Here is a 26,658-nt window from a genome sequence, read left to right as displayed (position 1 = left end):
TCCCGCTGTTTCTGTTGCTCCTGGTGGCCGCTGCGGCTTTTCTGCATGGATAGGACGCCGCTCCAATATCTGGTGAGCGGACGCGATCAAAGCGGCTACGTCAGCCTGGCCCGCACCACGACGGCCGCCGCTCTGAGGAAGGCGAGGGAGCTGTTGCAGGAAGGCTATGTCGACGTGCGGATATGCACGCCGCAGGGCCGGGTTCTGCTGTCTGACGAGTTCGACCAGTTCGAGGCATGAGGAGCGCAGGGGCGTCAAACGGCGCGCCCGGATCCTCCGCGAGGAACGATACCCGTATGAAAATGCTTATTGTCGCATTGGCGCTTGGCACATTCGTGCAAAGCGCAGTCGCGAAAGAGAAAGAGCCGGACTGCCGCGCAATCGAGAGCACGAGCGGACGGCTCGCATGCTACGACGCTGCGTTTCCGCCGAAACCGAAGCAACCCACTGCTGCCGAACAAGACGCCGCGCGGGCTGCCTACAAGGACCCCTTCATTGCGGAAGAGGCCAGAACCGCAGCGAAGCTGAAGAATATCTGTCGCGGCTGTTGAGGTTTGCAATCAAGCAGCGCGTGGCAGGGGTGACGGACGACAGAAATCGCCGGCGCGTCCGCCCGCCGTGCACGCTCCGACATCAAGCGAAATCATAGAGGTGCCGACATGACGCCGCTCCGCCGTATCGCCGTGATCGGCAACTCGCTGCCTCGACGATGCGGAATTGCGACCTATACGACCGACCTGAAGAACGCGATATCGATTTCGCGCCAGGATCTGGAGACCTGCATCGTGGCAATGACCGATCGCGGTCAAGCCTATGATTATCCTCCGGCGGTCGCGTTCCAGATCAAGGACGGCAATATCGAAGACTACATGCGGGCCGCGGATTTCCTCAATGCCGGCCGGTTCGATGCCGTGTGTTTGCAGCACGAGTTCGGGATTTTCGGTGGTGAGGCCGGGGCCCATATCCTCGTGCTGTTGTCCCGCCTTGCCATGCCGGTGGTGACGACGTTCCATACCGTGCTCGCCGATCCGACACCTGCGCAGCGGACGGTCATGGAGCGCATCGTCGAGGCGTCGTCGAAGGTCGTGGTGATGGCCAATAAGGGCCGCGAACTGCTGCGCGACGTCTACCGGGTGGCCGATGACAAGATCGAGGTCATCGCCCACGGCATTCCGGATGTCGCCTTCGTCGAGCCTGATGCAGCGAAGGCCAAGCTTGGATTTGAGCAAAGATCGGTCATCCTGACATTCGGCCTGTTGTCACCGAACAAGGGCATCGAAATCATGATCGACGCCATGCCGTCGATTCTGAAGCGCTGCGCGAATGCGGTGTATGTCGTGCTTGGCGCAACGCACCCCAACCTAGTCCGAAACCAGGGCGAGGCCTATCGCGAGAGCCTGATGGCGCGGGTGCGCGAACTCGGAATTGACGACCACGTGGTGTTCTTCGACCGGTTCGCGGATCTCGCCACGCTGCTCGAATTCATCTCGATGTGCGACGTCTATGTCACGCCCTATCTCAACGAGGCCCAGATGACCTCGGGAACCCTGGCCTACAGCTTCGGATTGGGGAAGCCGGTCGTCTCGACGCCTTACTGGCACGCCCGCGAGCTGCTTGCCGACGGGTGCGGCGTGCTGGTGCCTTTCAGCGACGCCGCGGCGATCGGCAACGAGATCGCAGGCCTGCTGACCGACGACGCCCGCCGGCAGGCGATGTCGCGGCGCGCCTATGCGGCGAGCCGGATGATGACATGGGAACGGGTGGCCGAGCGCTACGTGTCCGTCTTCGAGAATGTACGGCAAGGCCATCGGCTTAAACTCTTCGCGGGCTCGGACATGAATGTGCCGGAGCCACGTAGCCCCGCATCGCCCGATATGCAGATCGGCCATTTCCTGTCGATGTGCGATGATGTCGGCCTGTTCCAGCATGCGGTCCATTCGGTGCCGGATCGCGCGCACGGCTATTGCGTCGACGACAATGCCCGAGCGCTGCTGCTGGCCTGCGCCCTCAATGGTCCAGGCGAACAGCCGCTGTCGGAAATCCTAACGAGCCGGTTTGCGGCATTCGTGCAGCACGCCTGGAATCCCGACACCGGGCAATTTCGCAACTTCATGGGGTTCAATCGGACCTGGCTTGAGGACAGAGGGTCAGAAGACAGTCACGGGCGGACGCTATGGGCTTTGGGCGAGGCTGCACGCAGAGACGCCAGCCCGGCCCGGCGCCTGTGGGCCGCTGCTTTGTTCGCCCAGGCATTGTCGATCGCGGCGAGCTTTCGTTCGCCCCGCGCATGGGCATTCATGCTGCTGGGCTTGGACGCCTATTGCGCTGTGGCTCCGGACGATCTCCACGCCAGGGACGTCCGGCATTCCCTTGCCGGCAGGTTGATGGCGTGTCTGGCGTCGGTCGAGACGTCGGACTGGGTGTGGTTCGAGGAAGGGCTGGCCTACGACAACGCGCGGCTGCCGCAGGCGCTGATCCTCACAGGCATGGCGACGCAGGCGCCCCAATATCTCGATGCCGGATTGAGGTCTCTCCGCTGGCTCATGACGCAGCAGACGACCGCGGCAGGGCATTTCCGGCCGGTCGGCACCGCCGGCTTCGGCGAGCGGCGGCAACATCCCCGTGCATTTGATCAGCAGCCCGTGGAGGCAACGGCAACGATCGCCGCCTGCCTCGCCGCGTGGCGTGCCGATGGCGATGCCGAATGGAAAGCCATGGCAACTCGGGCCTTCGCCTGGTTCCTAGGCAGCAACGATCTCTCAGTGGCGCTGGTCGATCCGCTCACTGGCAGTTGCCGGGATGGTTTGCACGCTGATCGCGCCAACGAAAACCGCGGGGGCGAGTCCGTTGTTTGCTATCTCCTCGGGCTTGCCGAGATGCGCCAGCTTGCGCGCGTCAACCCGAGCTTGACGAGGCCCACAGCCTTGCGCGCCGTGAGCGCCTGAACTTCATCTTTTCATTCAGCACGCCGAGGATACCGTGTCACAAGCTTCTTTCCTGAACCGGCAGGGGCTTAATCTGCGCCCCGATCCAGCGCGAGTCATCGTGCGGCCCTTCAAGCCGGCAACCGAACCCCGCGACCTGAACCCGACCGACAAGATGCGTGCAAATCATATCGTCGACCGGGTTCTGGCGCTCAGTTCGGAGGCCGTTGCAGTTCAGCTTGCGGATGTGCTCGACAATTTCCAGGGGCGACATCGTAACCTCCTGGAGCGGTTCGAGACCCGAGCGGATGAAATGGAGGACGCTTTCGCCACGCATGGCGTCTTCTCGAAGACGCAGCGCCAGCTGATTGGTGCCTATTTTCTCAGTGAGTATTCGTTCGAAGCCTCTGCCTTGTTCAACCCCAGCATCGTCCCGCACCCCGATCAATCGGGAGCACCGAACGGAGGTTCGCGATTCATCGTCAGCCTCCGGGCGATCGGCGAGGGGCATGTGTCGTCACTGACGTTTCGAACCGGAACGATTGCGGCTGACGGAAGCCTGGCCGTCGATCCGACGGCGCGCCTCGCCTCGGTGCCCCGGATCAGCCATCGCGTATCCGGATCGGACGGCGACCGTGTGGAACTGGTGTTCAGGCCCGAGGAAGACCTCAGCGAGCGGGTCATCTTTCCCGTGACCGAATCCCAATCTAACGGCATTGAGGATGCGCGCTTCGTCAAATTCAACGACGGTGATCGGGCGATCTACTACGCGACCTATACGGCCTATAGCGGACGTGCGATCCGGTCTGAATTGATCGAGACCAGCGACTTCATGTCGTTTCGGCTAACGCCTTTGCGGGGGGCTGCGGCACACAACAAGGGCATGGCGCTGTTCCCACGCAAGATCGACGGCCGCTATGCCATGATCGCGCGACAGGACAATGAGAACCTGTATCTGGTCTATTCGGACGACCTCTACACATGGGAGGGCGGCCGGGTGCTTTTGAAACCGCAATTTCCCTGGGAGTTCGTCCAGATCGGCAATTGCGGGGCACCCATCGAACTTGACGAAGGTTGGCTGCTGCTGACGCACGGTGTCGGCCCGATCCGGAAATACTCGATCGGAGCGGCGCTGCTCGACAAGCGCGACCCGTCCAGGGTGCTGGCTCGCTCGGCCGAGCCGCTGCTGCGGCCTGAACCGTCCGAACGCGAAGGGTATGTCCCCAACGTCGTCTATACCTGCGGTGCGATGAGGCACAATGACCAGATCATCCTGCCATATGCCGTGTCGGACACCTTCTCCAGCTTTGCAACGATCAGGATTTCCGCGCTCATCGAAGCGATGCGCGGCTGAGCGCGGCTGTCGCGGTCGTTGACGTCAACTCCGTGTGTCAACAGGTCAGAGGTGCCGTCATGGTCCGCGAAACAACCTACGTGGTGCAGGCGTTCAACGCCGGCAAGGGTGGAAATCTGAAGGCCGACTCTCCCATCGTCTGCAAGTCGGAAAGCGGCGCGCTACGTACGGCAGAGAGATTGGCCTTGAGCAAACTCGGCGTCGTCGCGTTCTCGTCCAGCGGCGATCCCGAAATGGGCGACTATGACGATGAGCCTACGGTGTTCTTCCGAAAGGGCGAGCTTCCGGCTGGTTTCGACTGAGGCCCTGATCGTGGTCGAGCAGATATTGGCGGAGAGGCACAGATGAACGAGCGACTGGACATATTGAAGAAGGCCCGCGATCGCATGATCGAGGACAGAGACACGCATGCGAAGGTGCTGGCCGCTCCCTTTGATCGCGACAATGCCGAGCGAGCACGGAACAAATTCGTCGAGCTTCAAACGCTGATCGATGCCCTGGACCGCGCAATCAGCGCAGAAAAGCCGGCCTCGGCATAGGACCGAAGCGAGTGAAGGGCGGGGCTGGCGGACATTTCAACGCAGCACCGCTGTGGCAAGCCGGCGGCCGCCACGGCTCGCCCTATTGCTGTCTCGCCCATTCGACGATCGCCGCGGCATCGGCGCCCGCCTGCGTCTCCCAGGTGGCGATCGCGGGCGTTGCCGCTTTCCGGAGCGCGGCGACGAGGGACGCCGGCGCCGGCTCGGCGATGCGGACGCCGTTGTCGCGCATGCGCGCATAATTTTCGATGGTGCGATGGGTCAATAGCGCGAATTGGCTTTGCTCGGTCTCGGCCGCCGCGGCCAGCACCTCGCGCTGCATCGGCTCGGACAGTTCGGCAAATGCGTCGCTGCGGACGAAGGCGATCGAGACCGGCATCGCGTAGTTGATCGCTGTAAAGTAGGGCAGGAAGTCCCAGAGCTTGCGTCCCGCGCCGCCGTCGCCGGAGGTGAGGAACGCATTCAGCCGGTGCTCCCTGAGGCCAGCGAGCGCCGCGTCCATCGGCAGGAACTGTGCATTCGCGCCGGCCGCGCGCATGACCTCGCCGGAGTTGGCGTCGTAGGCCCGCAAATTCAGTTTCGGCAGGGCGTCGGCGCCTTCGAGCGCATGGTCCGACCAGAGGCCCGTGGCCGGCCAGATCGTGACATAGAGCAGCTTCAGGCCGCGCGCCGCGAGCGCCTTCTCGTAGAGCGGGCGCGCCCGCAGATTGGTGGCGCGGGCGAGGTCGACGGACTGCACCAGAAAGGGCAGGGTGGACAATCCGAGCACCGGGTCGAGGCCCGAAAGCGCGCCCGCGAAGGCGTCGCCGCCGGCGATGCGACCATCCAGCGCGGCGCCCGGCATTTCGCCCGAGTTGATCTTGAGCTCGTTGTCGAAAGCGCTAGTACCCGGAATCAGAGCTGAGTGATACGGCGGCCTTTGAAACGGCGTTGACGGACCTTTTTCTTGGTCCAGACGAAGGGCTCGGCTCTGTCGTTGTATGCGTTGACGTAGGCATCGATGTGTTCCTGAAGCTGCTTGAGGCTCGTGAAGGAGGTGCCGCTGAGCGACTGCCCCTGCAAGATGGAAAACCATACTTCGACCTGATTGAGCCATGACGCACTTGTCGGCGTGAAATGAAATTGCACGTTGGGGTGGGCCTTGAGCCAGTCCTCGTTCTTTTTATGGGTGTTGAGGTTGTCGAGGATGACGTGAAGCTTGCGGTTCGGAAAAGTCGCGGTGACGCTGTTCATGAAATCGAGAAACTCGACGCGGCGCCGGCGTTTTGAATGGGTCGCGATGATCTTTCCGGTGGCGACTTCGAGCGCCGCAAACAATGTTGTGGTGCCATGCCGCTTGTAATCGTGGCTTTGGCCGGTTAAGGCGCGGCCATTGGGCAACTTCAGATAACCCTGCGCTCGCTCCAAAGCCTGGATCGAGGGCTTCTCGTCCACGCACAGCACAATGGCCTTCGCCGGCGGCGCGACATAGAGGCCGACAACATCGGCGGCTTTGGCCGTAAAGTTCGGGTCGTTGCTCTCGCACCAGGACTTGCGAGCCACCAGGTCAATCTTGTGGCTGCGCAGGAACCGCCAGACATATTGGACATCGACATCGCCCAGCGCCTCGGCCAGCAGGGGGCCGGTCCAGCGCGCAAACCCTTGCGGTGGCGGCTTATCCAGCAGCTTCAGAATCCGCTTGTCGGTCGTCTTCGTATAGATCGGCTGCTTGCCAGGCCGCGGCTTGTCTTGCAGCCCTTCAAGGCCATGGTCGGCATAGCGATGCCGCCAAAGGCTGACAATCCGCGGCTGGACCCCAACTTCCTTGGCGATCGACCGGGTGCTGCGCCCATCCGCCGCCAACAGAACTATCCGCGCCCGCTTCAAATCGCGCTGCAACGTCACCGGTGAGCGACAGCACGCCTCAAGCACCTTGCGATCTTTCCTCGAAAGGTGGACTTCTCTTGCTTCGGGTATCATCCCGACCTTGAATCACGACTCACGTTCCAAGAAAAGTGGGTACTAGCTACGGTCACGAAACCGTTTGTGCGCGCCGCGACGCGATCGGCGAAACTGGTGAGCCCGATCCCGGAAATGTTGTTTTGCGGATATTCCGTGGTCATCCGCCAGTTGACTTGCGCCATGGCGGGCGCGGCGGACAGGACGAGGGCTACGAGGACGAGGATCGCGCGGATCCCTGGGGCGGGGCAGCGCATTGGGAGAAGCGGGTCAAACAGCATATATTGGCAACTCGTCGAACCATGGCACGATGCCACAACATGGCAGATCATCTTGTTGCATGCCGCGCCGGAGCACGCCACAGCGATGCTTGGGCACGGCTGACGCGAACTGCATCACTCATCATCGCCGCACTGCTCGTCTCGGCGACACGGGTGGCGGCGTGGGACAGTTCGCCCGCGAAGACCAATATTGCTGTCCCCAGCGTCGAGGAGCTTGCGATGCCACCGGCGAGTCCGGTCGCTGCGCGCGAGAGCGATACGCGGGAATCGATCTGCCTGATCGTCGAGGCCGCCGCACGGGATGCCAATCTGCCGCTGGAATTCTTCGCCCGCGTGATCTGGCAGGAAAGCCGATTCCAGGCCGATGCCGTGGGGCCGATGACGCGCAGCGGCGAGCATGCGCAGGGGATCGCGCAGTTCATGCCGGGCACTGCCAGCGAGCGCGGGCTGCTCAATCCCTTCAACCCGGTGCAGGCGCTGCCGAAGTCGGCCGAATTTTTGAACGAGCTGCGCAACCAGTTCGGCAATCTCGGTCTGGCCGCAGCCGCCTATAACGCCGGGCCGCGCCGGGTGCAGGAATGGCTCGCCGGCACCGGCGGCATGCCGGAGCAGACCCGCAACTACGTCTATGCCATCACCGGCACGAGCGTTGACGCGTGGGCCAAGGCGGGAGCGACCGGCAAGGGACCGCCGAGTTCGCCGCCGACGAGCTGCCGCGATCTCATGGCGCTTCTGAAGCGCGCGCCGAATGCCTTCGTCGCCGAGCTTGAGCAGCATGTGGAGCTCGCCGCCGCAAAGGTCTGGGGCGTACAGCTCGCTGCCGGCTTCGACCGCAACAGGGCGCTGGCGATGTATTCCCGCGCCGTCACGCGGCTGAACACCGTGATCGGCGACCGCGATCCGAGCCTGCTAAGCTCGGTGATGCGCAGCCGTGGTACGCGCGCCTTCTACCAGGTGCGCATCGGCGCGGACACGAGGAGTGAGGCGGATGATCTGTGCAACCGCATCCGCAAGGCCGGCGGTGCTTGCTTCGTGCTGAAGAACCGGGGTGTGAGCGGGTAGGCGCGTCTGCGCGCGCGCATGCCAGCCCGCCGCGCGCTTCCTTGACGCCAGCCACAGCATTGCCCGTTATGCGGGCACGATTCCGCAATCCGGCCAAAGACTCCCGTGGCGCTTCCTCCGCTCGATTCCCCTCAATGGCAAAGTTCCTGGCGCGCGTTTGCGTGGGGACTGCGTTCGATCACGCAGACGATCCTCACGCTTGTCCTGTTCGCGACCTATCTCGGCATCGGCGCGCTCGCCCATGACACCCATTTCAGCCTGCTCTGGGCGCTCTGCTCGACGCTGTTCGTCTGGGCCGGCCCCGCGCAGATCATTTTGATCACCACGCTCGGCTCCGGCGCGACCATCATCCAATCGGCGATCGCGGTCACCGTCAGCGCGATCCGGCTGTTTCCCATGGTGGTCTCGGTGCTGCCCCTGATGCGCACGTCGACGACCAAGCGGCGCGAGCTGTTCTTCGCCGCGCATCTTACGGCGGTGACACTGTGGGTCGAATGCCATCGCTTCCTGCCGCAAGTGCCGCGCGAGCGGCGCATCGCCTTCGTCAACGGACTTGGTTTTGGTCTGGTCTCCGTGTGTCTCACCGCCAACACGGTCGGCTATTTCCTTGCCGCCAACCTGACGCAGACGCTCGGCGCCGCGATCCTGATGCTGACGCCGCTGTCGTTCCTGTTCTCGACCGCGCGCAACAGTCGCGAGGTCGCCGACGTCGTCGCGCTGACGCTCGGGGTTCTGCTCTATCCGCTGGCCGCGAAGATGAACTCCGGGCTCGACATTCTCGTCAGCGGTTTGGTGGCCGGCACGATCGCTTATGGCGTGCATTGGTGGCGGGAGGTGCGCGCATGAGCTTTGCGCAGCTCATCGGCGACTGGCACGCACTCGTCGTGCTGTTCGTTGCGGGCGTTGTTCCCAACCAGATATGGCGCATGCTGGGCCTGTGGTTCGGCGGCGGCATCGACGAGGGCTCGGAGCTGCTGGTCTGGGTGAGGGCGGTCGCCACCGCCATCCTGGCCGGCGTCATCGCCCAGATCGTGGTGGACCCGCCGGGGGCGCTCGCCAGCGTGCCGGACGTCTTGCGCTATGGCGCGGTCGGCGCAGGCCTCGTCGCCTTCCTGCTGACCCGCCGCTCGATCTTCGCAGGCGTGGTGACAGGCGAAGTCTTCATGCTGGCCGGAAAGTGGTGGTTAGGCTAAAACCACCGGCGAACAGCAAGGAACGGGAAATATGGTTCGCGAAAACGAGCTCCGCGAGGGCGAGGTCGCCATCGAGCTGCCGTCGACGGAGGATGCCGGCCTCGTCTTCATCGGCCGCATCCGCACGCCCTGGACCTCGCGGATGGAGACGCCGCGACAGGGGCGTCAGGACGGCCCGGTGTGCCGGCTCGAGATCTTCGAGCCGTTCGTGCCGGCCATCAAGGGCGTCGATTTCTACAGCAATCTCGAGGTGCTCTACTGGCTCGACAAGTCGCGCCGCGACATCGTCCTGCAAAGCCCGAAGAACAACGAGAAGACCCGCGGCACGTTTTCGCTGCGCTCACCGGTCCGGCCCAACCCGATCGGCACCTCGATCGTCAAGCTCGTCGGCATCGAGGGCAATGCCATTCTGGTGCGCGGGCTCGACTGCATCGACAACACGCCGCTGATCGACATCAAGCCAGATCGTTGCGAATTCACGCCGCTGGCCGCCCCGCAGGCAGGGGATTTTCAGACGGAGTGAGGGGCGCGCCGCCCTGACCTCGTCATTGCGAGGAGCTCTTGCGACGAAGCAATCCAGACTGTTTCCGCGGAGGCAGTCTGGATTGCTTCGCTGCGCTCGCAATGACGGAGTGTATCTGGCGCTATCCCGCCTTCAGCGCCGCGATCAGCTTGGCCGCATTCTCTTCCAGGACCTTGACGTCTTCCTTGCGGCTGGCGGGCGGCAGCATGGCCACGCCGTCGTGGCGCGGCATCACGTGCATGTGGAGATGAAACACCACCTGGCCGCCGGCGGGCTCGTTGAACTGCTGCACGGTGATGCCGTCGGCCTCGAACGCCTTCATTGCAGCGGCCGCGATCTTGTGCGCGCCCCGGGCGACGTGGGCGTAGTCGTCAGGCTTGATGTCGAGGATGTTGCGGGCAGGGGCCTTCGGGATCACCAGCGTATGGCCCGATACCCGCGGCATGATGTCGAGGAAGGCAAACACATGCTCGTCCTCATAGACCTTTTGGCAGGAAAACTCGCCGCGCAGGATCTTCGCGAAGATGTTGTTGGGGTCGTAGGCGGTCATGGCGGCGGCTCCTCGAATTTTGCGCTTACTGTCATCAGCCGTGGCAAACCGTCAAGGCGCCTCGTCGACGCCTTTGCGGAACGGGCCGAGCTCGGCCAGCTCCCGTCCGGCCTCGGCGACATAGGCGCGCTCGCGCTTGAGGTAATCGTCGATGGCGCGGCGCAGGCCGGGATCGGCGATGAAGTGGGCGGAATGGGTCGTCCGCGGCAGGTAGCCGCGCGCGATCTTGTGCTCGCCCTGCGCGCCGGCCTCGACGTTGTCGAGGCCGTGTTTGATCGCGAAATCGATCGCCTGATAGTAGCAAACCTCGAAATGCAGGAACGGATGATGCTCGACCGCGCCCCAGTTGCGGCCGAACAGCGTATCCGAGCCGATGAAGTTGATCGCGCCAGCGATCCAGCGGCCGTTGCGGCGGGCCATCACCAGCAGCACGTCCTGGCTCATGGTCTCGCCGATCAGCGAGAAGAATTCGCGCGTGAGATAAGGCCGGCCCCATTTGCGCGACCCGGTCTCCATGTAGAATTCGAAGAAGGCGTCCCAGGCATCCTCGGTGATGTCGCTGCCGGTGAGCCAGTGGATGGTGATGCCGCCGGCAAGCGCATCGCGCCGCTCGCGCTTGATCGATTTGCGGTGGCGCGAATTGAGCGTGGTGAGGAAATCGTCGAAGGTCGCAAATCCCTCGTTGTGCCAGTGGAACTGCTGATCGGTGCGCTGGAGGAAACCGTGCCCGGCGAGCAGTTTCCACTCCGCCTCGCGCGCGAAGGTGACGTGCACCGAGGAGGCCTCGCTGACGCCGCATAGCGCCACCAGCCCGCTCGCTAGCGTCTCCGCGATGCGCTCGCGATCGACGCCGTCGCGGACCAGCAGCCGGGGCCCTGTGGCCGGGGTGAAGGGAACCGAGACCTGGAGTTTCGGATAGTACCGTCCGCCTGCGCGCTCATAGGCGTCCGCCCAGCCGCGGTCGAAGACGTACTCGCCTTGGGAATGCGATTTCAGATAGCAGGGCACGACCCCGGCGACGCGCCCATCGACCTTGGCCACCAGATGCCGGGGCCCCCAGCCGGTGCGGATGGTTGCTGAACCCGATTTCTCAATCGCGGATAAAAACGCGTGCGAGACGAACGGGTTATAAGCGGGTTTTGAGAGGCCGAGGGAATCGCCTGGAGGCCCGGATGAAGTTCCCGCGCCATGCCCGTTGCAAGCCTTGTCGGGATTGGCACAGGCGTCCCAATCCTCGGCAGATACCTCGCCAATCGAGGGTACAGCCTCGAGTGTGATTTCAGATGATGCCATCGTGCCCAAGATCGTGCATTGCAGCAGCGACTTCAAGAGGCGGGAACTGGCTCTCTCGTGCCCCGGACGCAGCGCAGCGCGCAGCGGTGCGATGCAGAGCCGGGGCCCATCTCTCCGCATAGCGTGCCGCCTTCTGGGTCCCGGCTCTGCACAGCAACGCTGCGCGTCCGGGACACGAGAGCGGGCGTGCGCAAGCCCTACGGCACGAACCCCTCAAAGATCATCTGATCCGCATATTGTCCGACCCGCGTCCGCTGCTCCGGGGTGCGCACGGTCCAGCCGAGCAGGGCACAGCCGAGGACGTTGCGGGCGATCCAGGGGGCGGGGGCCGGCAGGTGGTCGACCTTGAAGGCGACGAAATGCGGCTGGGTCTGAAAGCCGTGGCGCAGATACAGCATGCTGTCGCGCTGCGCCTGCGTCAGCTTCGCCCAGTACTCGTCCTCGTAGGTCCGCTGCGCAACGATGCCGCGCGGGCGGGACGGCAACAGCTCACGCAGCGCCAGCACCTGGTCGGGATCGAACGACATGCCGACGGCGGGCCCCTGATAGGACGCCAGCACCTCGGCCATCCGCTTCACCAGCTTGCGGTCGCCGCCAAAATGGCTCTTCACCTCGATCACCAGCGGCACGCGCCCGGCGACCATGGCGCAGAGATCGGACAGCGACATCATCCGCTCGTCCGTGTCCTTGAACTTGACCGCCTTTAGCTCGGCCGCGGTCTTATCGACCACCTCGCCGGTGGCCTCGGTGAGGCGGCCGAGCGCGTGGTCATGGTGCACCATGGCCTCGCCGTCGGCGGAGAGCTGGATGTCGACCTCGATCGAGAAATTGCCTGCGATCGCCGCCTGCATCGCGCCCGGCATGTTCTCGACGACACCGCGGGAAATGTCATGCAGGCCGCGATGGGCGACCGGCCGGGCTGTCAGCCAATCAGGAGCGCGCAACGCCGTCAGCTCCGTGTCAGGCGACCTCGAACACGCCTTCGACCTCGACCGCCGCATCCGCGGGCAGCGAGGCGACGCCGACGGTGGTGCGGGCATGGCGGCCCTTGTCACCGAAGGCGGCAACCATCAGGTCGGAGGCGCCGTTGAGCACCTTCGGCCCGTCCAGGAAGTCGGGCGCCGAGTTGATGAAGCCGCCGAGGCGCACCACGCGCACGACCTTGTCGAGGTCGCCGAGCGCCGCCTTGACCTGGGCCAGCAGGTTGACGGCGCAGCCGCGCGCCGCCGCGGCACCGTCCTCGATCGAAACGCCGGCACCGAGCTTGCCCTTGGCGATCAGCTTGCCGGCGGGGTCGAAACAGACCTGGCCGGAGACGAACAGCAGGTTACCGGTGCGCACGAACGGCACGTAATTGGCGACAGGGGTAGGGGCCTCGTGCAGCTTGATGCCCTGTTCCGCCAGTTTCTGCTCGACCGTGCCCGCCATGTTCGACCTCGTTGTCCAAATTTCATCCGCCCGGCTGCGTCCGTTTGGAGGCCGGGCGCGCCCTGTTTCGCCCATCGTGCCGTCACATGCAAGCAACCGGAGCGACTGCATTTTGTTGTGGCCAGGCAGCAGGTTCAAGGCGGGGGCCGCAACTTTACGTGAAACGGCCTCAGTTGCGACGCAATGGAACGGTCATTAAAATGTCGAATCTGCGCTTTCCCCAGGGATGACACATGGTGCACCTTTTCCGGACTTCGATCGGTGTGATGGCGCTCGCGGCGGCTGCTTTCGGCGCAGGCGGTGGAGCGCAGGCGGCCAGCGGTCCGTTCCTTGCGCACCAGGCGCTCTATGACCTCAGCCTGGTCAAATCGCGCTCCAATTCGATCAACAGCGCGCGCGGCCGCATCCTCTACAATTTCACGGGAAGTTCGTGCGAGGGCTACACCTCCGAATTCCGCCAGGTTTCCGAGCTCGACAGCGGCGAGGGCAAGATCACGCTGAGCGACCTCCGCTCGAACTCCTGGGAGGACGCCGCGGGAAAAAGCTACCGCTTCAAGATCGAGACGCGGATGAACGAGACAGATGCCGGCCGGGTCGACGGTTCGGCCGAGCGCGACGGCGACCACATCAACGTCAAGCTGAAGCTGCCGGCGCCGAAGAATTTCACGCTCGACGGCAAGATCGTGTTCCCGACCGAGCAGATCCAGCGCATCATTGCCGCCGCCAAGGACGGCAAGTCGCTGCTCGAGCTGTCGGTCTATGACGGCTCCGACGACGGCCAGAAGGTCTACAACACGCTGACCGTGATCGGTCAGCCGATTCCCGCCGACCGCACTGCTTCGCCCGATGCATCGACCACGGACGAGCACATGAAGCCGCTCAAGCGCTGGCCGGTTACCGTCAGCTATTTCGACCGCGAGTCCCAGCAGAAGGAAGGCGAGCAGACGCCGGTCTACGCGATGGCGTTCGAGCTCTACGAAAACGGCGTTTCGCGCCAGCTCGTGCTCGATTACAACGATTTCGTGATTTCCGGCGCGATGGGCAAGTTCGACGCCAAGGACAGCAAGCCCTGTAATTGAGGGGCGAGGCTAGCCCTCCGCTCGCTCTCCAGCTACGCTCCCTCCCAACCACAAACTTCCGGGAGGCAAGCACCATGCCCAAGCTCGACCATCTCCGCCCCAGCGGCCTGCATCACAACCCGGCCTATTCCCACGTCGTCACCGCTTCCGGTGCGCGCACCATCTACATCTCCGGCCAAGTGTCGGTGGACGAGGAAGGGCGGATCGTCGGCGAGGGCGATATTGCCGCGCAGACGACGCAGGTGATGCAGAATCTCGGCCATGCGCTGAAGGCGGCCGGCGCGACCTACGCCAACATCGTCAAGATCACGACCTTCGTGGTGAACTACAAGCCGGAGCTGCGCCCGATCATCGGCAAGGCCCGCTCGGCCTTCTTCGAGGGCATGGAGCCGCCCGCCAGCACCCTTGTCGGCGTCTCCGCGCTCGCTGCGCCGGAATGGCTGATCGAGATCGAGGCGATCGCAGTCGCGGATTGAGACGACCGCAGGATGGGTAGAGCGAAGCGAAACCCATCACCCTTGTTGCGCGGGAAGAGCTCGATGGGTTTCGCTTCGCTCTACCCATCCTACTTTGCCGCGGACATAGCTCGCAAAACTGTCATCGCCTCATCGGCACGCTCAGCAGGCACGAAAAGATGATCGTGGTGGAAGGCCGAAACCGCATTCACGCCGATGCCGGCTTCGGCCAGGCGGGCCGTCACCGCAGCCAGGAAGCCCACCGCATCGAGTGCGGAGTGAACCGTCAGGGTGATCAGGCGAGAGGCGAACGCGTAGCGTAAGCCTGACGCCTCGGCTTCTTCGCGCGGGATCACCAGCGTGGTTCCTTCCTGCTCGCGGAACGTCAGCAGCGGGTTGACCGCTGCGGGAACGGGCTCGCTGGGTGGGATCGTGCAAAACACGAAGGTGCCGTCCAGCAGCTCCGGCTTCATGTTTCTCAACAGCGTGTCGAGGTCGCGTTCGCCTGTCACGATGGCCAGCCTCTCAGCGCGTTCGGATGGGTACAGCCCTTGCGAAACCCATCAACGCCGGAACCTGACAGGGGCCTCGCCAACATACCTTTGTATATCTCTTCCAATCCTTCTCATACGCTGACCTTACGCTGGTACAATTGAGCGACGGCCGGAGATTCTTACAATTTGAGTCTACTCGGGTCACTGCGAGGAAGCTCAAATGAACGTCATGATTGGAAAGCTCAACGGCCTGTGGCACCTCATCGTCGGGTCTTGTCAGATCCGAACGCCGTTCCTGGCGAGTCAGGATCGGCAGTTGGTCATTCAGTATGCCCGGCGTGTCTATCCGGGTGCACGGATCTTCGAACGCGACTGAATTGAGCAGGACTCGATCACTCCTGCTGTCCTGTTTCAGGGCCATCATACGCGATGCCGCGAATGACGGCGGAGTTACCGAACTTCTTGCGCAGACTGTCCACCGCGCGCTCGGCATGCGCAGCACGGCGGTCGAGCATGTCGGTGTCGTCGGCGGGCGAGCCTTCGCGCAGCGCGCTGACGCCGGCGCCCATCAGGCGGAAGGCGGTGCCGTCGATCTCCTTCGCCAGCATCTCGCGGCAGATCGAGAAGATCTTGGCGGCAAGCTGCGTCGGGCCTGCGATCGACTGCGAGCGGGTGCGCTGGCGGAAATCGGCGGTCTTCAGCTTCAGCGTCACGGTCGAGCCGGCAAGCTCGCTGCTCTTGAGCCGCGACGACGTCTTCTCGCAGAGGCGCCACAGGATCTTCTCCAGCGTCGCGAAATCGCGGATGTCGGTCTCGAAGGTGGTTTCGCTCGAAATCGTCTTGGCGCCCCGATCGGGCTCGACGCGGCGGTCGTCGATGCCGCGGGCGAGCCGCCACAGCCTGCGGCCGTCGCTCGGAAACTGACGGATCATCTCGATCTCGTCGGCCTTTTGCAGGTCGGCGATGATGCGGAAGCCGCGCTGCACGAGGCGCTCCTGCGTGGCCGGGCCGACGCCGAAGATGAAGCCGACCGGCTTCTCCGCCAGCATCGAACGGGCTTCCTCCTGATCGAGCGCGGCAAAGCCGCGCGGCTTGTCGAGGTCGGAGGCGATCTTGGCCAGGAACTTGTTGCAGGACAGGCCGACCGAGACAGAGATGCCGATGTCGCGCTCGATGTTGCGTGCGAACCGCGCGAGCACCTTGGCCGGAACCATGCCGTGCACCCGCTCGGTGCCGGAGAGATCGAGGAAGGCCTCGTCGATCGAGAGCGGTTCGACCAGCGGCGTCAGCGCCTGCATGGCCTGCCGCACCTCGCGGCCGACACGGACGTACTTGGCCATGTCGGGCGGGATCACGGTCGCGTGCGGGCAGGCCTCGAGCGCCCTATACATCGGCATGGCCGAGCGCACGCCATAGGTCCGCGCGATGTAGCAGGCGGCCGACACCACACCGCGCTTGCCGCCGCCGATGATGACGGGCTTGTCGGCGATATCAGGGTTGTCGCGCTTCTCGACCGTCGCATAGAAGGCGTCGCAGTCGATATGGGCGATGGTCAGGCCTGCGAGCGCGCGGTGGCGGACGAGGCGAGGGGAACCGCAGGCGGAGCAGCGCCGCACGCCCATATCCAGATCGGCCAGACAATCCCGGCAGAAGCAGCGGGGTCCGGCCGTATCAGGGACGGTCACGGCACGTCGCGCTCCCAGGAGGGGTCGCCGAGCGCGTCGCCCAGCACCTGCCGCGCCGCAGCAACGTTGGTCGGATGCAGCTCCGCGGTCGCGGCAAAGGCCTTTACGGTGGCGTCATCGCGCATCACGAAATCGAGTACGCTGAGGAGGAAATTCGGGTCCGAGGCGGCATTGCGCAGGGTCTCCGGACCGACGCCTGTCTCAGCCAGGAACAGGCCGAGCCGCTCCGGATCGCCGGCCACGAAGGAGAGCGCCTGAATCGCAACGATTTCAGCGACTTCGCGAGGGTTGTGAACAGGCTTTTTCAACGGTTCGGTTTGCCTTTCCGTTAACTTTCGGTGTCTACTTTGAAACCATCATGCCCGAGTCTCAAGACCGCCGACAAGCAACTGGAAACCACATCGCAGAAAGTCGGCCCTCGAGTTTAACGAAACTCAAGCGAATCTGAGGCTAGTTTGAATCCAGTTTTCGAAGCGCCGGCGAGCGGCGCCTGAGGCGTCACATGTATAGGGCTTCGTGCCAATCAGGAGGGCGGGATGGCTAAGACCGTCCTGATCGTGGAAGACAACGAGCTCAACATGAAGCTCTTCCGCGACCTGTTGGAGGCGCACGGTTACCAGACCTCTGGCACCAGCAACGGCTACGAGGCGCTCGACCTCGTTCGCAAGATGCGGCCCGACCTCGTGCTGATGGATATCCAATTGCCGCAGGTCTCGGGCCTCGAGGTCACGCGCTGGATCAAGGACGATCCGGAGTTGCGCGCCATTCCCGTCGTCGCGGTCACGGCGTTCGCGATGAAGGGCGACGAAGAGCGCATCCGCGAGGGCGGCTGCGAGGCCTATTTGTCCAAGCCGATCTCGGTCGGCAAATTCATTGAGACGGTCCGGCGTTTTATCGGATAGGAAGTGAGTTCAAAGTGTCCGCGCGTATCCTGGTTGTCGATGACGTTCCCGCTAACGTCAAACTCCTCGAAGCTCGCCTGTCCGCCGAATATTTCGACGTTATGACCGCCTCGAACGGCACCGAGGCGCTGGCGCTGGCCAGCCGCGCCGAATGCGACATCATCCTGCTCGACGTGATGATGCCCGACATGGACGGCTTTGAAGTCTGCCGCCGTCTGAAGACCGATCCGGCGACGCACCACATCCCCGTCGTGATGGTCACCGCGCTCGACAGTCCCGCCGACCGCAATCGCGGGCTGGAAGCCGGCGCCGACGATTTCCTGACAAAACCCGTCTCCGACGTCGTGCTGATCGCGCGCGTGCGCTCGCTGACGCGGCTGAAGATGATGACCGATGAGCTGCGCATGCGCGCCATCACCTCGCTCGAGATCGGCATGCAGGCGCCCGAACGCAGCGCCGTGGCCGACACCGGCCGGGGCGGCCGCATTCTGCTGGTCGACGACCGTCAGTCCTCCTATGAGCGGCTGGCGACGATCCTCGCCGCGGAGCACACCATCGACGTCGAGCCGAACCCGACAGAGGCGCTGTTCCACGCCGCCGAGGGCAATTACGATCTGCTGATCGTCTCGCTCGATCTCAACAATTTCGATGGTCTGCGGCTGTGCAGCCAGGCGCGCTCGCTGGAGCGCACGCGCCACGTGCCGATCCTGGCGATCGCGGACCCCGAGAACTCGACGCGGCTGCTCCGCGGCCTCGAGATCGGCGTCAACGACTATTTGCTGCGCCCGATCGACAAGACCGAGCTGCTGGCCCGCGCCCGCACGCAGATCCGCCGCCGCCGTTACACCGATCATTTGCGCGACAACGTGCAGAACTCGATCGAGATGGCGATCACGGACGCGCTCACCGGCCTGCACAATCGCCGCTACATGGAGAGCCATCTGGCGACGCTCGCTGACCAAGCCTCGACCCGCGGCAAGCCCCTGGCGCTGATGATTCTGGACATCGACTATTTCAAGTCGATCAACGACAACTACGGCCATGATGCCGGCGACGACGTGCTGCGCGAGTTCGCGGTGCGCGTGCGCAAGTCGATCCGCGGCATCGACCTGGCCTGCCGCTACGGCGGCGAGGAGTTCGTCATCGTGATGCCGGAGACCGATCTCCACGTCGCCGGCATGGTCGCCGAGCGCCTGCGCCGTTCGATCGCGGGCGAGCCGTTCGCCGTCCACAAGGGCACCAAGCGCATCGAGGTCACGATCTCGATCGGCCTCACCACGCTGGAGCAGAAGGGCGAGGCGGTCGCCGACGTCCTCAAGCGCGCCGACACCGCGCTCTACCGCGCCAAGCACGACGGCCGCAATCGCGTGGTGTCGCAGGCGGCGTGAGGCCGCCTGCAACAAAAACTGCGAAAACAACCCCATGCACAGTAGCCGGCGTTAGCCGGATCAATGGCTTATGCGGGTAGAGCTAGGCGGGCTAAGCCGATTGCCCGGGCGTTTGACACGTCGGGCAAAACAGGAGCATTTTGATAGGATCGGGCAGGGCGCGGTTGTTGCGCGAAGCCCTCTCCCCAAACTCCGCTGTTCCACACGCTCCGCTGTCATTCCCCGCGAAGGCGGGGAATCCAGTACGCCGCGGCCTCTCGGTTCAATCACAACCGCCTCTGGAATACTGGATCACCCGCTTTCGCGGGTGATGACACCGAACGATACGGCCATGGTGATTAGTGCGGCGTGCGCTTGCTGTGCGTCGCGACTTGCTTCTCCGCATCACCCAGATCCACGCCCGCATTCCGCAACAGCACCTTCGCCGCTTCCTTCGCGGCACGCGCCATCGCGGGGTCGTCGCGCACGAGGTCCTGTGCGATCGAGCCGTCGACCAGGAGCACGAGCTGTGTCGCGAGCGCATCCGCATCCGCAACACCTAGCTCGTTCAACCGCTCGCGAAACCAGACGCGGCGGCTTTCCTTGAAGGCGATTGCGATCTTCTTCACGGCGCGGTCCTTTGGGCCAAGCTCGGCGACCGCATTGACGAACGGGCAGCCGCGAAAATCCTTGGCCGCAAAGCGCCGCTCCAGCGAATCGAAGGTGCCAAGAATTTGCTCGGCCGGGGGCTTGTCGGAGGGGCGCGGCTTGACGAAGCGCCGCTCCAGATAGGCCGCGATCAGCGCGTCCTTGGAAGGGAAGTGGTTGTAGAGCGTGCGCTTGGAGATGCCGATCTCAGCCGCGATGGTGTCGACGCCGATGGCGCGAATGCCTTGCAGATAGAACAGCTTGTCGGCGGTCTCGAGGATCCGCTCCTTCATCGTCTGTGGTGTGGGCGGGGGAGCCATGCGGCAGCGTGCGTCCTGTTCGCTTGACAGCGTGCACCTTTCATAGCCTAAGTACACAGGTCTGTGTAACTAAAAACATCGAGAATTGCAGACGCCGGCACGCGCGTCGCGCCGACGAGGGAGAAAAATATGCCCCTTTTGCAGGTCCTGCGTCCGACATTGCCCATCCTGATCGGCGCCTCGATCATGCTGACGCTGAGCATGGGGCTGCGGCAGAGCCTCGGCATCTTCATGCAGCCGCTGACGCACGACATCCACATCTCGATCTCGGATTTCACGCTGGCGCTCGCCGTGCAGAACCTCGCCTGGGGCTTTCTCCAGCCGCTCGCCGGCGCGATGACGGTGCGCTACGGCTTCCGCCCGATCATGATCGTGGGCGCGCTGATGTACATCGCGGGCCTCATTCTGATGGCGACCGCGAACGGGCTCGTCAGCATCATGATCGGCGCCGGCGCGCTGATCGGCACCTCGCTCGCCTGCACCGCGGCGGCGATCGCGATGTCGGTGGCCGCGCGCGCTGTGCCCGAGACCGTCCGCTCCACCGTGCTCGGTATCGTCTCCGGCGCGGGCTCGCTCGGCGCGCTGCTGTCGGCGCCGCTCGGGCAGTTGCTCAACGAAGGATTTGGCTGGCGCGTCGGGCTCGCCGGCTTCGTGATCATGTCGGTGCTGATGATCCCTGCGGCCTGGTATGCCGGCCGTATCGACACCATTCCGCTGCCGAAGCCGGCCGCCGACGACATCGGGGATGCCACCGCCGCGACGGCTGCGAAGACGGCGTTCGGCAACGCGTCCTTCGTGGTGATGACCTGCGCCTATCTCGTCTGCGGCATGCAGCTCGTGTTTCTCACCACCCATCTGCCGTCCTATCTGGCGATCTGCGGCCTCGATCCGATGCTGAGTGCGCAGACGCTCGGCATGATCGGCGGCTTCAACGTGCTGGGCTCGCTGTTCTTCGGCTGGGCCGGCCAGCGCTGGAACAAGCTGGCGCTGCTGGGCGGCATCTACATCCTGCGGTCGCTCGCGCTTGCCTGGTACTTCACGCTGCCGGCGACGTCGTCCTCGACGCTGCTGTTCGGCGCCATCATGGGCTTCCTCTGGATGGGGGTCGGCCCGCTGGTCGCCGGCGCCGTCGCCGAAATGTTCGGCCTGCGCTGGCAGGCGATGATCCAGGGCCTCGCCTTCATGAGCCACCAGATCGGCAGCTTCCTCGGCGCCTACGGAGGAGGGGTGCTCTACGACACGCTCGGCTCCTACACCATGGCCTGGCGCATCGGCGTGGCGCTCGGTCTGGCCGGCGGCATCATCCAGGTCGCATTCGCGCTGATCCGGCCATCGCAGCCGCCGGCGCCGGTGCTGCGGACGGCGTAGCGGGGCGGTGCTCGCGAACGTCAGCTTGGGAGCTTGCAGCGGATGCCGTGCTGTTTCGTCGTGATGGCAGCGTGTGACCCGAAGCTTGGCGCGCGGACGAACTTTTCTCCGGCTGTGACATTGCAACAATCCATGATCCTGCAGGCGGATGGCGCGTCGTCGCGTGCGCCATCCGCTCCTCCTCATGGGCCTTAAGCTTTCAGGTCCGTGATCCGCATAATCGCGACCACATTCCCGTCGTTGTACGCCTGTTCTTTTGTTTCCTTGTTGCAGGTCCAGACAAAATTCTTCTTGCCCGTAAAGGTCTTTCCGTCCTGCTCAAGCCGAAGCTCCCCTTCGGTGATATGGCAGATCATGGCATTCATCATCGGGGGCCCCATGGTTTTCGCCCCCGGCTGCATGATGACATCGCGCATTGAGACGGTCTTAAAACCTGGGATCAGGGATGGTGTCTCGCCTTCATATTCACGCACCACGACACCTGGCCAAGGCGTCATATCCTTGTAGCCTGTGGCTTGAGCGGCGGCTGGCCTGACCATGGCAGCCGAAGCCGCTGCCAACGCGATTCCCAGTGCGGACCTTCGATCGATCTTGCTCATCGCTTTCTCCCGACGTTACCGAACGAGCCGCCGCATAAGCAGCGCGCAAAGTTCGTGGAGAGCTGGCCCCGCAAATTCGGACAGTAGCTTGAGTGGATTTTCTGCCTGACAGCGGCGAGGATTCTCGCTGCGAATCAGGAGCGAAGATGACGAAGAAGAGCCGCCGGACGCATTCTCCGGCATTCAAGGCGAAGGTTGCTTTGGCTGCGGTCAAAGGCGACAAGACACTGGCGGAGCTGGCGCAACTGTTTGATGTTCATCCGAACCAGATCACGATCTGGAAAAACCAGCTCCTGGAAGGCGCCGCCGGCGTGTTTGGGCATGACAAGACATCGGCCGAGACGCCGGTCGATTTGAAGGCGTTACATGCCAAGATCGGCGAGCTGGCGTTGGAAAACGATTTTTTGTCCGGCGCGCTCACCAAGGCGGGCCTGCTGAGCGCAAAGCGATGATCGACCGCGATCATGATCTTTCTATCGTGCGCCAGGCGAAGGTCCTGAAGCTGGCTCGCAGCACGGTCTACTATGAACCTCGGCCAGTTTCGGCCGAGGACCTTGCCTTGATGCGTCGGCTCGATGAGCTGCATCTCGATTATCCCTTCGCGGGAGCGCGTATGCTGCGATCGTTGCTGCGGCGGGAGGGCGTATACGCCGGTCGCCGCCACATCGCGACGCTGATGAAGCGCATGCGGATCGAGGCGGTCTATCGTCGCCCGAACACGAGCAAGCCGGCTCCGGGTCACAAGATCTACCCGTACCTGTTGCGCGGATTGAAGATCGAGCGGCCCGACCATGCGTGGGCAATGGACATCACCTACATTCCGATGCGGCGTGGCTTCGTCTATCTCGCGGCGGTCGTCGATGTGTTCAGCCGACGGGTCCTGGCCCATCGCGTCTCGATCACAATGGAGGCGGCCTTCTGCGTCGAAGCGGTCCAGGAGGCGTTGGCGAAGCACGGCAGGCCCGAGATTTTCAACACGGATCAGGGCAGCCAGTTCACCAGCCTCGAGTTCACCGATGTGCTGCTGGACGCGAAGATCGCCATCAGCATGGACGGCAAGGGCGCCTGGCGCGACAACGTGTTTGTCGAGCGGCTCTGGCGCACGGTCAAATACGAAGAAGTTTATCTCCGCGCCTACGACAGCGTGTCCGAGGCGCGAGCGTCAATTGCCAAGTATCTGGCCTTCTACAATCAGGGACGCCCTCACTCGAGCCTTGACGGGCGCACGCCCGACGAGGCTTACTTCGGCACGCAAGCTATGGTGATGGCCGCATGACCGTCGCCGACGGTTTTGTCGTCGCTCTGGTCGGGCTACGCCCTCCCGACGCAACGACAAAACCGTAAAGCCCCGCGTTCAGCATAACCCGGCAGGAATCCACTTAAATCCAGCGGGGCGCTGTCCAAACAACCGGGGCCAGCTCTGATTCTCCATCTCCATAGAGAACACAAGCACTGTTGGCCTTTCATTCCGGTGGTGAGTGAGCAAGCTTAAACTCTGCGGTACCGGGGCGGCGATGTGTGTGGCCCTGGAGTGGCTACTACGGGCCAAAGTTTGGCGTGCCTTGACGTGTTCGGCGTGTGGGACTTCCACTGCGGGATTAGGAGTAAGATGAACAATCACCTTCGGCATGCAGCGCTTGCTGTATTCACTGTCATGCTGCCGATCTTTACAATCGGTCACGCTCGCGCCCACGATTATCAGCACCCCGAGTTGAACAGCTGGTATGAGAGCTTGCACAGTGGCAAAGGGCCTTGCTGCGATGGCAGTGATGCGAAGCGAGTTGATGACGCCGATTGGGAAACTAAGGACGGTCACTATCGCGTACGCCTTGATGGCGAGTGGGTTGATGTTCCGAACGAAGCTGTCGTGGATGGACCGAACCGCGCTGGCCGTACGATGGTCTGGCCTTACTACCTAGATGGTCATCCGAAGCCGCGCTGCTTCATGCCGGGGAGCATGGGCTGATAGCGAGCGCAGGGATGCATGCCTGAAGTAGACCGGGCGCTCTAGCACCCGTCGTCTCCTTCCACGACGGTCGACAGGAAGCTGGAACGAGCCAGATCACATGCAATCGGTTTCGAGAACGAGGTGCCAAACCATCTACTCGTCAACGAACCATCGTTGGTGACCCAGGGGATTGGCGGCAGTTGCGGCAGATAAGATGCATACGGCATCACTTTCGCAAGCGTCACTCTGACCAGATACTTTGCTAGAAAAGCCTCGTTCATTCCGCCGTCCAGTCCGCTATAGATCGGGGCTGCCGGCACGTTGTCATTGAGCAATCGCGCGAACTCGAGTTCGTCGGTACGTTGCTTCTCAAGCGCCCGCCGCGCAATTTTGGAATCCACAACAAACGCGGGGCATTTATCGGTGGGACTGAACACGAGAGGATACGGCGAATTTGGTGGAGCTTGCGCATCGAACACATAGCGTCGATTGCACACGTCCACCTTAGGTTCGAGATGCGTCGTCTCGAAGTGATCGTTGCCGACTTTGAGCATTTTCCAGAAGGAGAGGTTCGGGCTATTTCGATGCTGCGCCAGGTTTGCCGGCGTCAGGCGGAATGGATAAGCCTGGACCTGAAAGGACGGTCGGCCGCCGAGGGAGTCCCGCGCTAGCGAATAGATCTCGCTTATCTGTTCGTCGGTCATGGCATAGCAACCGCTCGACGAGCAGTCGCCATGGATCATGAGTAAGCTGCCGTCGCGATTGTTTGCCTTGTCGAAGCTGTTGGGAAAGCCGACGTTGATCGCGAGATGGTAATCGGAGTTGGGATTCATCAGCTCGGGAGTAATCGTATAGAACCCCTCTGGAGCCTGACGGTCACCCTCCTTCAGTTTCGGCCCGAGATCCCCCGACCACCGACAGATCGGGTACACCTTGAGGATTTTGAAGAGGCCGGTGGTGTCCTGTTTCCAGACTTCGAGCTCCGCCTCTTGCTTGAAGACGCGCACAAGGATGGGCGAGTATTTTGGCATCTTCTTTTGTCGGAGCAGCGAGAGCAACTCGGGTGGTAGCTCCTTTGTAGCCTTGGCCGGCAAGCGGTTGCTGTTTTCGCCAAGGCAGGTGGCCGGCGACAACGTCGCGAAAAAAGCTGCAGTCAGCACAAGCGCACGGAGTGCCGTGGCGCCGATCATGACCTTACCTCGGGCGTGGAATCTGCTCATTTGGGTAGCGTGTAGTCAGTGGGTTCGTAAGGCAAGCCCAGATGGACGCAGTCACCGGAGAAGTTCGAGCTTATCGTTGGCCTTGGGGATGCCAAGACGCTCGGTCTCGTCGTCCGCTTCTGGCCCATCAGCGAAGTGGCGACACCTTTCATTGAGGTCCGCCTGGTGAGGTAGAGCGGACTGACTTTGCTCACTCTGAGTTCTTCGCATTTTGATCCAACTGAGACATTGGCGGTCCACTGCGCAACGGCTTTGAAGCCGGTTTCAGCCCTATCCGAATATTCGTGTTAGCCGCTAAGGCTGGTGGAAGGGCTGCGCGCTCAACGTTTCGGGGTGCGCCCGCGGATGTGGTCGAAGCCTTGCTTGATTGCGGCGAAGCGCGCTTCGATCATCGGCTCAAATTCGAGGTCGGTGAAGATGTACGGCAAGTCCTTTTCGACGCCTTCGCGGACGAGTTCACCGACATAGTTGGGTTCTATGCCCTGAGAGATGCGTTCCCGGAGCATATTGATCCACTCGGCACGTGGGCCCGAAGTCGGCAAGGGAGGGAGCGCCCCCTCGAAGCGCTTGGGGAGATTGCGTCTCGAGTTCATGATTTGAGTGCGGATGATCCCTGGACACAGCACCGATACGCCAATCCCTCGGGGCGCGAGTTCACGCCGCAGGCCCTCGGACAGCGCGACAACGCCATACTTGGAGACGTTGTATGCATTGCTCTCCCCTGAAATGAGGCCAGCGATCGAGGCTGTGGAGACGATGTGTCCACCCTCGCCATGCTGCTCGATCAACGGCCCGAAAATCTCGATCCCCCAAATGGTCGCCATCAGGTTGACGCCCATGGTCCAGCTCCACGACGCCTCGGTCCAGGCGCCATAAGGCCCACCGGCGCCGACGCCCGCGTTGTTGACGAGGATATGCACCTTGCCATAACGGGCAGTCGTGGCTTCGGCGGCCGCCACGAGTTCGGCTTTGAGCGAAACGTCTGCTTTCACGCCGTCGACATCGACGTTGGTGAGCCTCAGTTGCTCGAGCGCTGCGGACAGAGCCGCTTCTTCAATGTCGCAAAGCATGACCTTCGCCCCCGCTTGGGCGAAGGCGGTCGCGATCCCCAGTCCAATGCCTGACGCTGCACCGGTCACGAACACAGTCTTTCCAGCGAGTTCCTTCACGCGCATTCTCCCTGTGCAGGCGGACACCCTCGCGCGAAAACGCCAAGTGTCCCCGGACGCCATATGACCGCGTTTCCGAGCGATTGGGAAGCGTGCCGGATGTCCGTTCGTGGTCAACTGTCTACATCGCCAGGGTCACCTGTTTCACTCTCCCTCAATCCAAATTCCTGCTTCGCTGAGAGCTTCTAAAATGCGTTCAATATCTCCGGGATCTGGCTCACGGTGATCCGGCCGTCGCGGCCGCCGGCGCCGGTGTTGCCGACGGCGGAGGCGGGGCGGTGCTCACTAACTTCAGCTTGGGAGCTTACAGCGGACGCCG

29 protein-coding genes and 1 pseudogene are annotated in these 26,658 nt (G+C 63.1%); 17 read left to right on the top strand and 13 right to left on the bottom strand.

Features of this window, described 5'->3' with window-relative positions:
* The first annotated feature begins 45 nt into the window (after positions 1-45).
* The 5 genes from J4G43_RS31010 to J4G43_RS30990 all read left to right on the top strand — a co-directional run bounded on the left by J4G43_RS31010 (position 46) and on the right by J4G43_RS30990 (position 4,817).
* Positions 46-240, top strand: a complete 195-nt coding sequence (locus J4G43_RS31010; protein ID WP_208087299.1) for a hypothetical protein — start codon at positions 46-48, stop codon at positions 238-240.
* A 419-nt stretch (positions 241-659) separates the two neighbouring features.
* On the top strand, positions 660-2,945 hold the full coding sequence (locus tag J4G43_RS31005) for a glycosyltransferase family 4 protein (protein WP_208087298.1): 2,286 nt from the start codon (positions 660-662) through the stop codon (positions 2,943-2,945).
* Positions 2,946-2,979: 34 nt separating this feature from the next.
* Positions 2,980-4,278, top strand: a complete 1,299-nt coding sequence (locus J4G43_RS31000) for a glycoside hydrolase family 130 protein (protein WP_085405552.1) — start codon at positions 2,980-2,982, stop codon at positions 4,276-4,278.
* A 59-nt stretch (positions 4,279-4,337) separates the two neighbouring features.
* Positions 4,338-4,580, top strand: coding sequence for a hypothetical protein (locus tag J4G43_RS30995; RefSeq protein ID WP_063982778.1), 243 nt, complete (start codon positions 4,338-4,340; stop codon positions 4,578-4,580).
* Between the two features lie 42 nt (positions 4,581-4,622).
* Positions 4,623-4,817 (top strand): hypothetical protein, encoded by a 195-nt coding sequence (locus J4G43_RS30990; RefSeq protein ID WP_063982779.1) that lies wholly within the window; start codon positions 4,623-4,625, stop codon positions 4,815-4,817.
* Between the two features lie 82 nt (positions 4,818-4,899).
* Here the strand turns inward: J4G43_RS30990 and J4G43_RS30985 are convergent.
* Together J4G43_RS30985 and J4G43_RS30980 are read right to left on the bottom strand one after the other, a co-directional pair.
* Positions 4,900-5,703, bottom strand: a pseudogene (locus J4G43_RS30985) (TRAP transporter substrate-binding protein); the annotation flags it as partial.
* 8 nt (positions 5,704-5,711) lie between these two features.
* On the bottom strand, positions 5,712-6,776 hold the full coding sequence (locus J4G43_RS30980; RefSeq protein WP_011084514.1) for an IS630-like element ISRj1 family transposase: 1,065 nt from the start codon (positions 6,774-6,776) through the stop codon (positions 5,712-5,714).
* 281 nt (positions 6,777-7,057) lie between these two features.
* Here J4G43_RS30980 and J4G43_RS30975 point away from each other — a divergent pair, with 281 nt between their 5' ends.
* From J4G43_RS30975 to tsaA, 4 genes are all read left to right on the top strand, one after another.
* Positions 7,058-8,098: a transglycosylase SLT domain-containing protein gene (locus J4G43_RS30975; RefSeq protein ID WP_155795150.1), complete on the top strand. Its 1,041-nt coding sequence runs from the start codon at positions 7,058-7,060 to the stop codon at positions 8,096-8,098.
* Positions 8,099-8,203: 105 nt separating this feature from the next.
* Positions 8,204-8,944 carry an AzlC family ABC transporter permease gene (locus tag J4G43_RS30970; protein WP_208087297.1) on the top strand — a complete coding sequence of 247 codons (741 nt, stop codon included), beginning with the start codon at positions 8,204-8,206 and terminating at the stop codon, positions 8,942-8,944.
* A complete protein-coding gene (locus J4G43_RS30965; RefSeq protein WP_208087296.1) occupies positions 8,941-9,291 on the top strand; it encodes an AzlD domain-containing protein in 351 nt (116 codons plus the stop codon). Before J4G43_RS30970 ends, J4G43_RS30965 begins: the two co-directional genes overlap by 4 nt.
* 31 nt (positions 9,292-9,322) lie before the next feature.
* Complete coding sequence (gene tsaA / locus J4G43_RS30960) at positions 9,323-9,814, top strand: tRNA (N6-threonylcarbamoyladenosine(37)-N6)-methyltransferase TrmO (RefSeq protein ID WP_014494668.1); 492 nt, start codon at positions 9,323-9,325, stop codon at positions 9,812-9,814.
* Between the two features lie 121 nt (positions 9,815-9,935).
* Here tsaA and J4G43_RS30955 read toward each other — a convergent pair whose 3' ends face one another.
* From J4G43_RS30955 to J4G43_RS30940, 4 genes are all read right to left on the bottom strand, one after another.
* Positions 9,936-10,364: an HIT domain-containing protein gene (locus J4G43_RS30955; protein WP_208087295.1), complete on the bottom strand. Its 429-nt coding sequence runs from the start codon at positions 10,362-10,364 to the stop codon at positions 9,936-9,938.
* A 51-nt stretch (positions 10,365-10,415) separates the two neighbouring features.
* Positions 10,416-11,657: a GNAT family N-acetyltransferase gene (locus J4G43_RS30950; protein ID WP_208087294.1), complete on the bottom strand. Its 1,242-nt coding sequence runs from the start codon at positions 11,655-11,657 to the stop codon at positions 10,416-10,418.
* A gap of 197 nt (positions 11,658-11,854) precedes the next feature.
* A complete protein-coding gene (locus J4G43_RS30945; RefSeq protein ID WP_208087293.1) occupies positions 11,855-12,601 on the bottom strand; it encodes a glycerophosphodiester phosphodiesterase in 747 nt (248 codons plus the stop codon).
* 16 nt (positions 12,602-12,617) lie between these two features.
* Positions 12,618-13,085, bottom strand: a complete 468-nt coding sequence (locus J4G43_RS30940) for a RidA family protein (RefSeq protein ID WP_014494672.1) — start codon at positions 13,083-13,085, stop codon at positions 12,618-12,620.
* A 233-nt stretch (positions 13,086-13,318) separates the two neighbouring features.
* Here J4G43_RS30940 and J4G43_RS30935 point away from each other — a divergent pair, with 233 nt between their 5' ends.
* Positions 13,319-14,164, top strand: coding sequence for a cell envelope integrity EipB family protein (locus tag J4G43_RS30935; RefSeq protein ID WP_208087292.1), 846 nt, complete (start codon positions 13,319-13,321; stop codon positions 14,162-14,164).
* Between the two features lie 74 nt (positions 14,165-14,238).
* Positions 14,239-14,640, top strand: coding sequence for a RidA family protein (locus J4G43_RS30930; protein ID WP_166342131.1), 402 nt, complete (start codon positions 14,239-14,241; stop codon positions 14,638-14,640).
* Between the two features lie 89 nt (positions 14,641-14,729).
* Here the strand turns inward: J4G43_RS30930 and J4G43_RS30925 are convergent, their stop codons facing one another.
* A complete protein-coding gene (locus J4G43_RS30925; protein ID WP_208087291.1) occupies positions 14,730-15,131 on the bottom strand; it encodes an ACT domain-containing protein in 402 nt (133 codons plus the stop codon).
* A gap of 202 nt (positions 15,132-15,333) precedes the next feature.
* Here J4G43_RS30925 and J4G43_RS30920 point away from each other — a divergent pair, with 202 nt between their 5' ends.
* Complete coding sequence (locus J4G43_RS30920; RefSeq protein ID WP_166097113.1) at positions 15,334-15,489, top strand: hypothetical protein; 156 nt, start codon at positions 15,334-15,336, stop codon at positions 15,487-15,489.
* Positions 15,490-15,505: 16 nt separating this feature from the next.
* On the opposite strand, the gene J4G43_RS30915 is transcribed toward J4G43_RS30920, so the two are convergent.
* Both J4G43_RS30915 and J4G43_RS30910 read right to left on the bottom strand, forming a co-directional pair.
* Positions 15,506-16,798, bottom strand: a complete 1,293-nt coding sequence (locus J4G43_RS30915) for a DNA polymerase IV (protein ID WP_208087290.1) — start codon at positions 16,796-16,798, stop codon at positions 15,506-15,508.
* Positions 16,795-17,106, bottom strand: a complete 312-nt coding sequence (locus tag J4G43_RS30910; protein ID WP_208087289.1) for a DUF3572 domain-containing protein — start codon at positions 17,104-17,106, stop codon at positions 16,795-16,797. The genes J4G43_RS30915 and J4G43_RS30910 overlap by 4 nt, the downstream gene beginning before the upstream one ends.
* A 228-nt stretch (positions 17,107-17,334) precedes the next feature.
* On the opposite strand from J4G43_RS30910, the gene J4G43_RS30905 reads away from it, so the two are divergent.
* Together J4G43_RS30905 and J4G43_RS30900 are read left to right on the top strand one after the other, a co-directional pair.
* Positions 17,335-17,700 carry a response regulator gene (locus J4G43_RS30905; protein WP_008566616.1) on the top strand — a complete coding sequence of 122 codons (366 nt, stop codon included), beginning with the start codon at positions 17,335-17,337 and terminating at the stop codon, positions 17,698-17,700.
* 14 nt (positions 17,701-17,714) lie between these two features.
* The gene (locus J4G43_RS30900; RefSeq protein WP_028150565.1) at positions 17,715-19,088 is read left to right on the top strand and encodes a PleD family two-component system response regulator; all 1,374 of its coding nucleotides are present in this window, start codon (positions 17,715-17,717) and stop codon (positions 19,086-19,088) included.
* 338 nt (positions 19,089-19,426) lie between these two features.
* Here the strand turns inward: J4G43_RS30900 and J4G43_RS30895 are convergent, their stop codons facing one another.
* Positions 19,427-20,035, bottom strand: coding sequence for a TetR/AcrR family transcriptional regulator (locus J4G43_RS30895; protein ID WP_208087288.1), 609 nt, complete (start codon positions 20,033-20,035; stop codon positions 19,427-19,429).
* A 129-nt stretch (positions 20,036-20,164) separates the two neighbouring features.
* Between J4G43_RS30895 and J4G43_RS30890 the strand changes: the two genes are divergently transcribed.
* Complete coding sequence (locus tag J4G43_RS30890) at positions 20,165-21,403, top strand: MFS transporter (RefSeq protein ID WP_208087287.1); 1,239 nt, start codon at positions 20,165-20,167, stop codon at positions 21,401-21,403.
* A 191-nt stretch (positions 21,404-21,594) separates the two neighbouring features.
* Here J4G43_RS30890 and J4G43_RS30885 read toward each other — a convergent pair whose 3' ends face one another.
* Positions 21,595-22,002, bottom strand: a complete 408-nt coding sequence (locus tag J4G43_RS30885) for a hypothetical protein (RefSeq protein ID WP_135217314.1) — start codon at positions 22,000-22,002, stop codon at positions 21,595-21,597.
* A gap of 146 nt (positions 22,003-22,148) precedes the next feature.
* Between J4G43_RS30885 and J4G43_RS30880 the strand changes: the two genes are divergently transcribed.
* Together J4G43_RS30880 and J4G43_RS30875 are read left to right on the top strand one after the other, a co-directional pair.
* Positions 22,149-23,278 (top strand): IS3-like element ISRj2 family transposase gene (locus J4G43_RS30880; RefSeq protein ID WP_085967151.1). Its coding sequence is split into 2 segments (ribosomal slippage): positions 22,149-22,401 and positions 22,401-23,278, totalling 1,131 coding nucleotides; the frame shifts between segments, so codons are not numbered across the junction.
* 333 nt (positions 23,279-23,611) lie between these two features.
* Positions 23,612-23,968: a hypothetical protein gene (locus J4G43_RS30875; RefSeq protein ID WP_223154002.1), complete on the top strand. Its 357-nt coding sequence runs from the start codon at positions 23,612-23,614 to the stop codon at positions 23,966-23,968.
* Between the two features lie 41 nt (positions 23,969-24,009).
* Here J4G43_RS30875 and J4G43_RS30870 read toward each other — a convergent pair whose 3' ends face one another.
* Together J4G43_RS30870 and J4G43_RS30865 are read right to left on the bottom strand one after the other, a co-directional pair.
* The gene (locus J4G43_RS30870; protein ID WP_208087286.1) at positions 24,010-25,140 is read right to left on the bottom strand and encodes a L,D-transpeptidase family protein; all 1,131 of its coding nucleotides are present in this window, start codon (positions 25,138-25,140) and stop codon (positions 24,010-24,012) included.
* Positions 25,141-25,490: 350 nt separating this feature from the next.
* The gene (locus J4G43_RS30865) at positions 25,491-26,345 is read right to left on the bottom strand and encodes an SDR family NAD(P)-dependent oxidoreductase (protein ID WP_210387372.1); all 855 of its coding nucleotides are present in this window, start codon (positions 26,343-26,345) and stop codon (positions 25,491-25,493) included.
* Positions 26,346-26,658 lie beyond the last annotated feature (313 nt).

It is taken from the genome of Bradyrhizobium barranii subsp. barranii, from assembly GCF_017565645.3.
Classification (GTDB): domain Bacteria; phylum Pseudomonadota; class Alphaproteobacteria; order Rhizobiales; family Xanthobacteraceae; genus Bradyrhizobium; species Bradyrhizobium barranii.
This window is presented reverse-complemented; position numbering and strand designations above follow the sequence as displayed.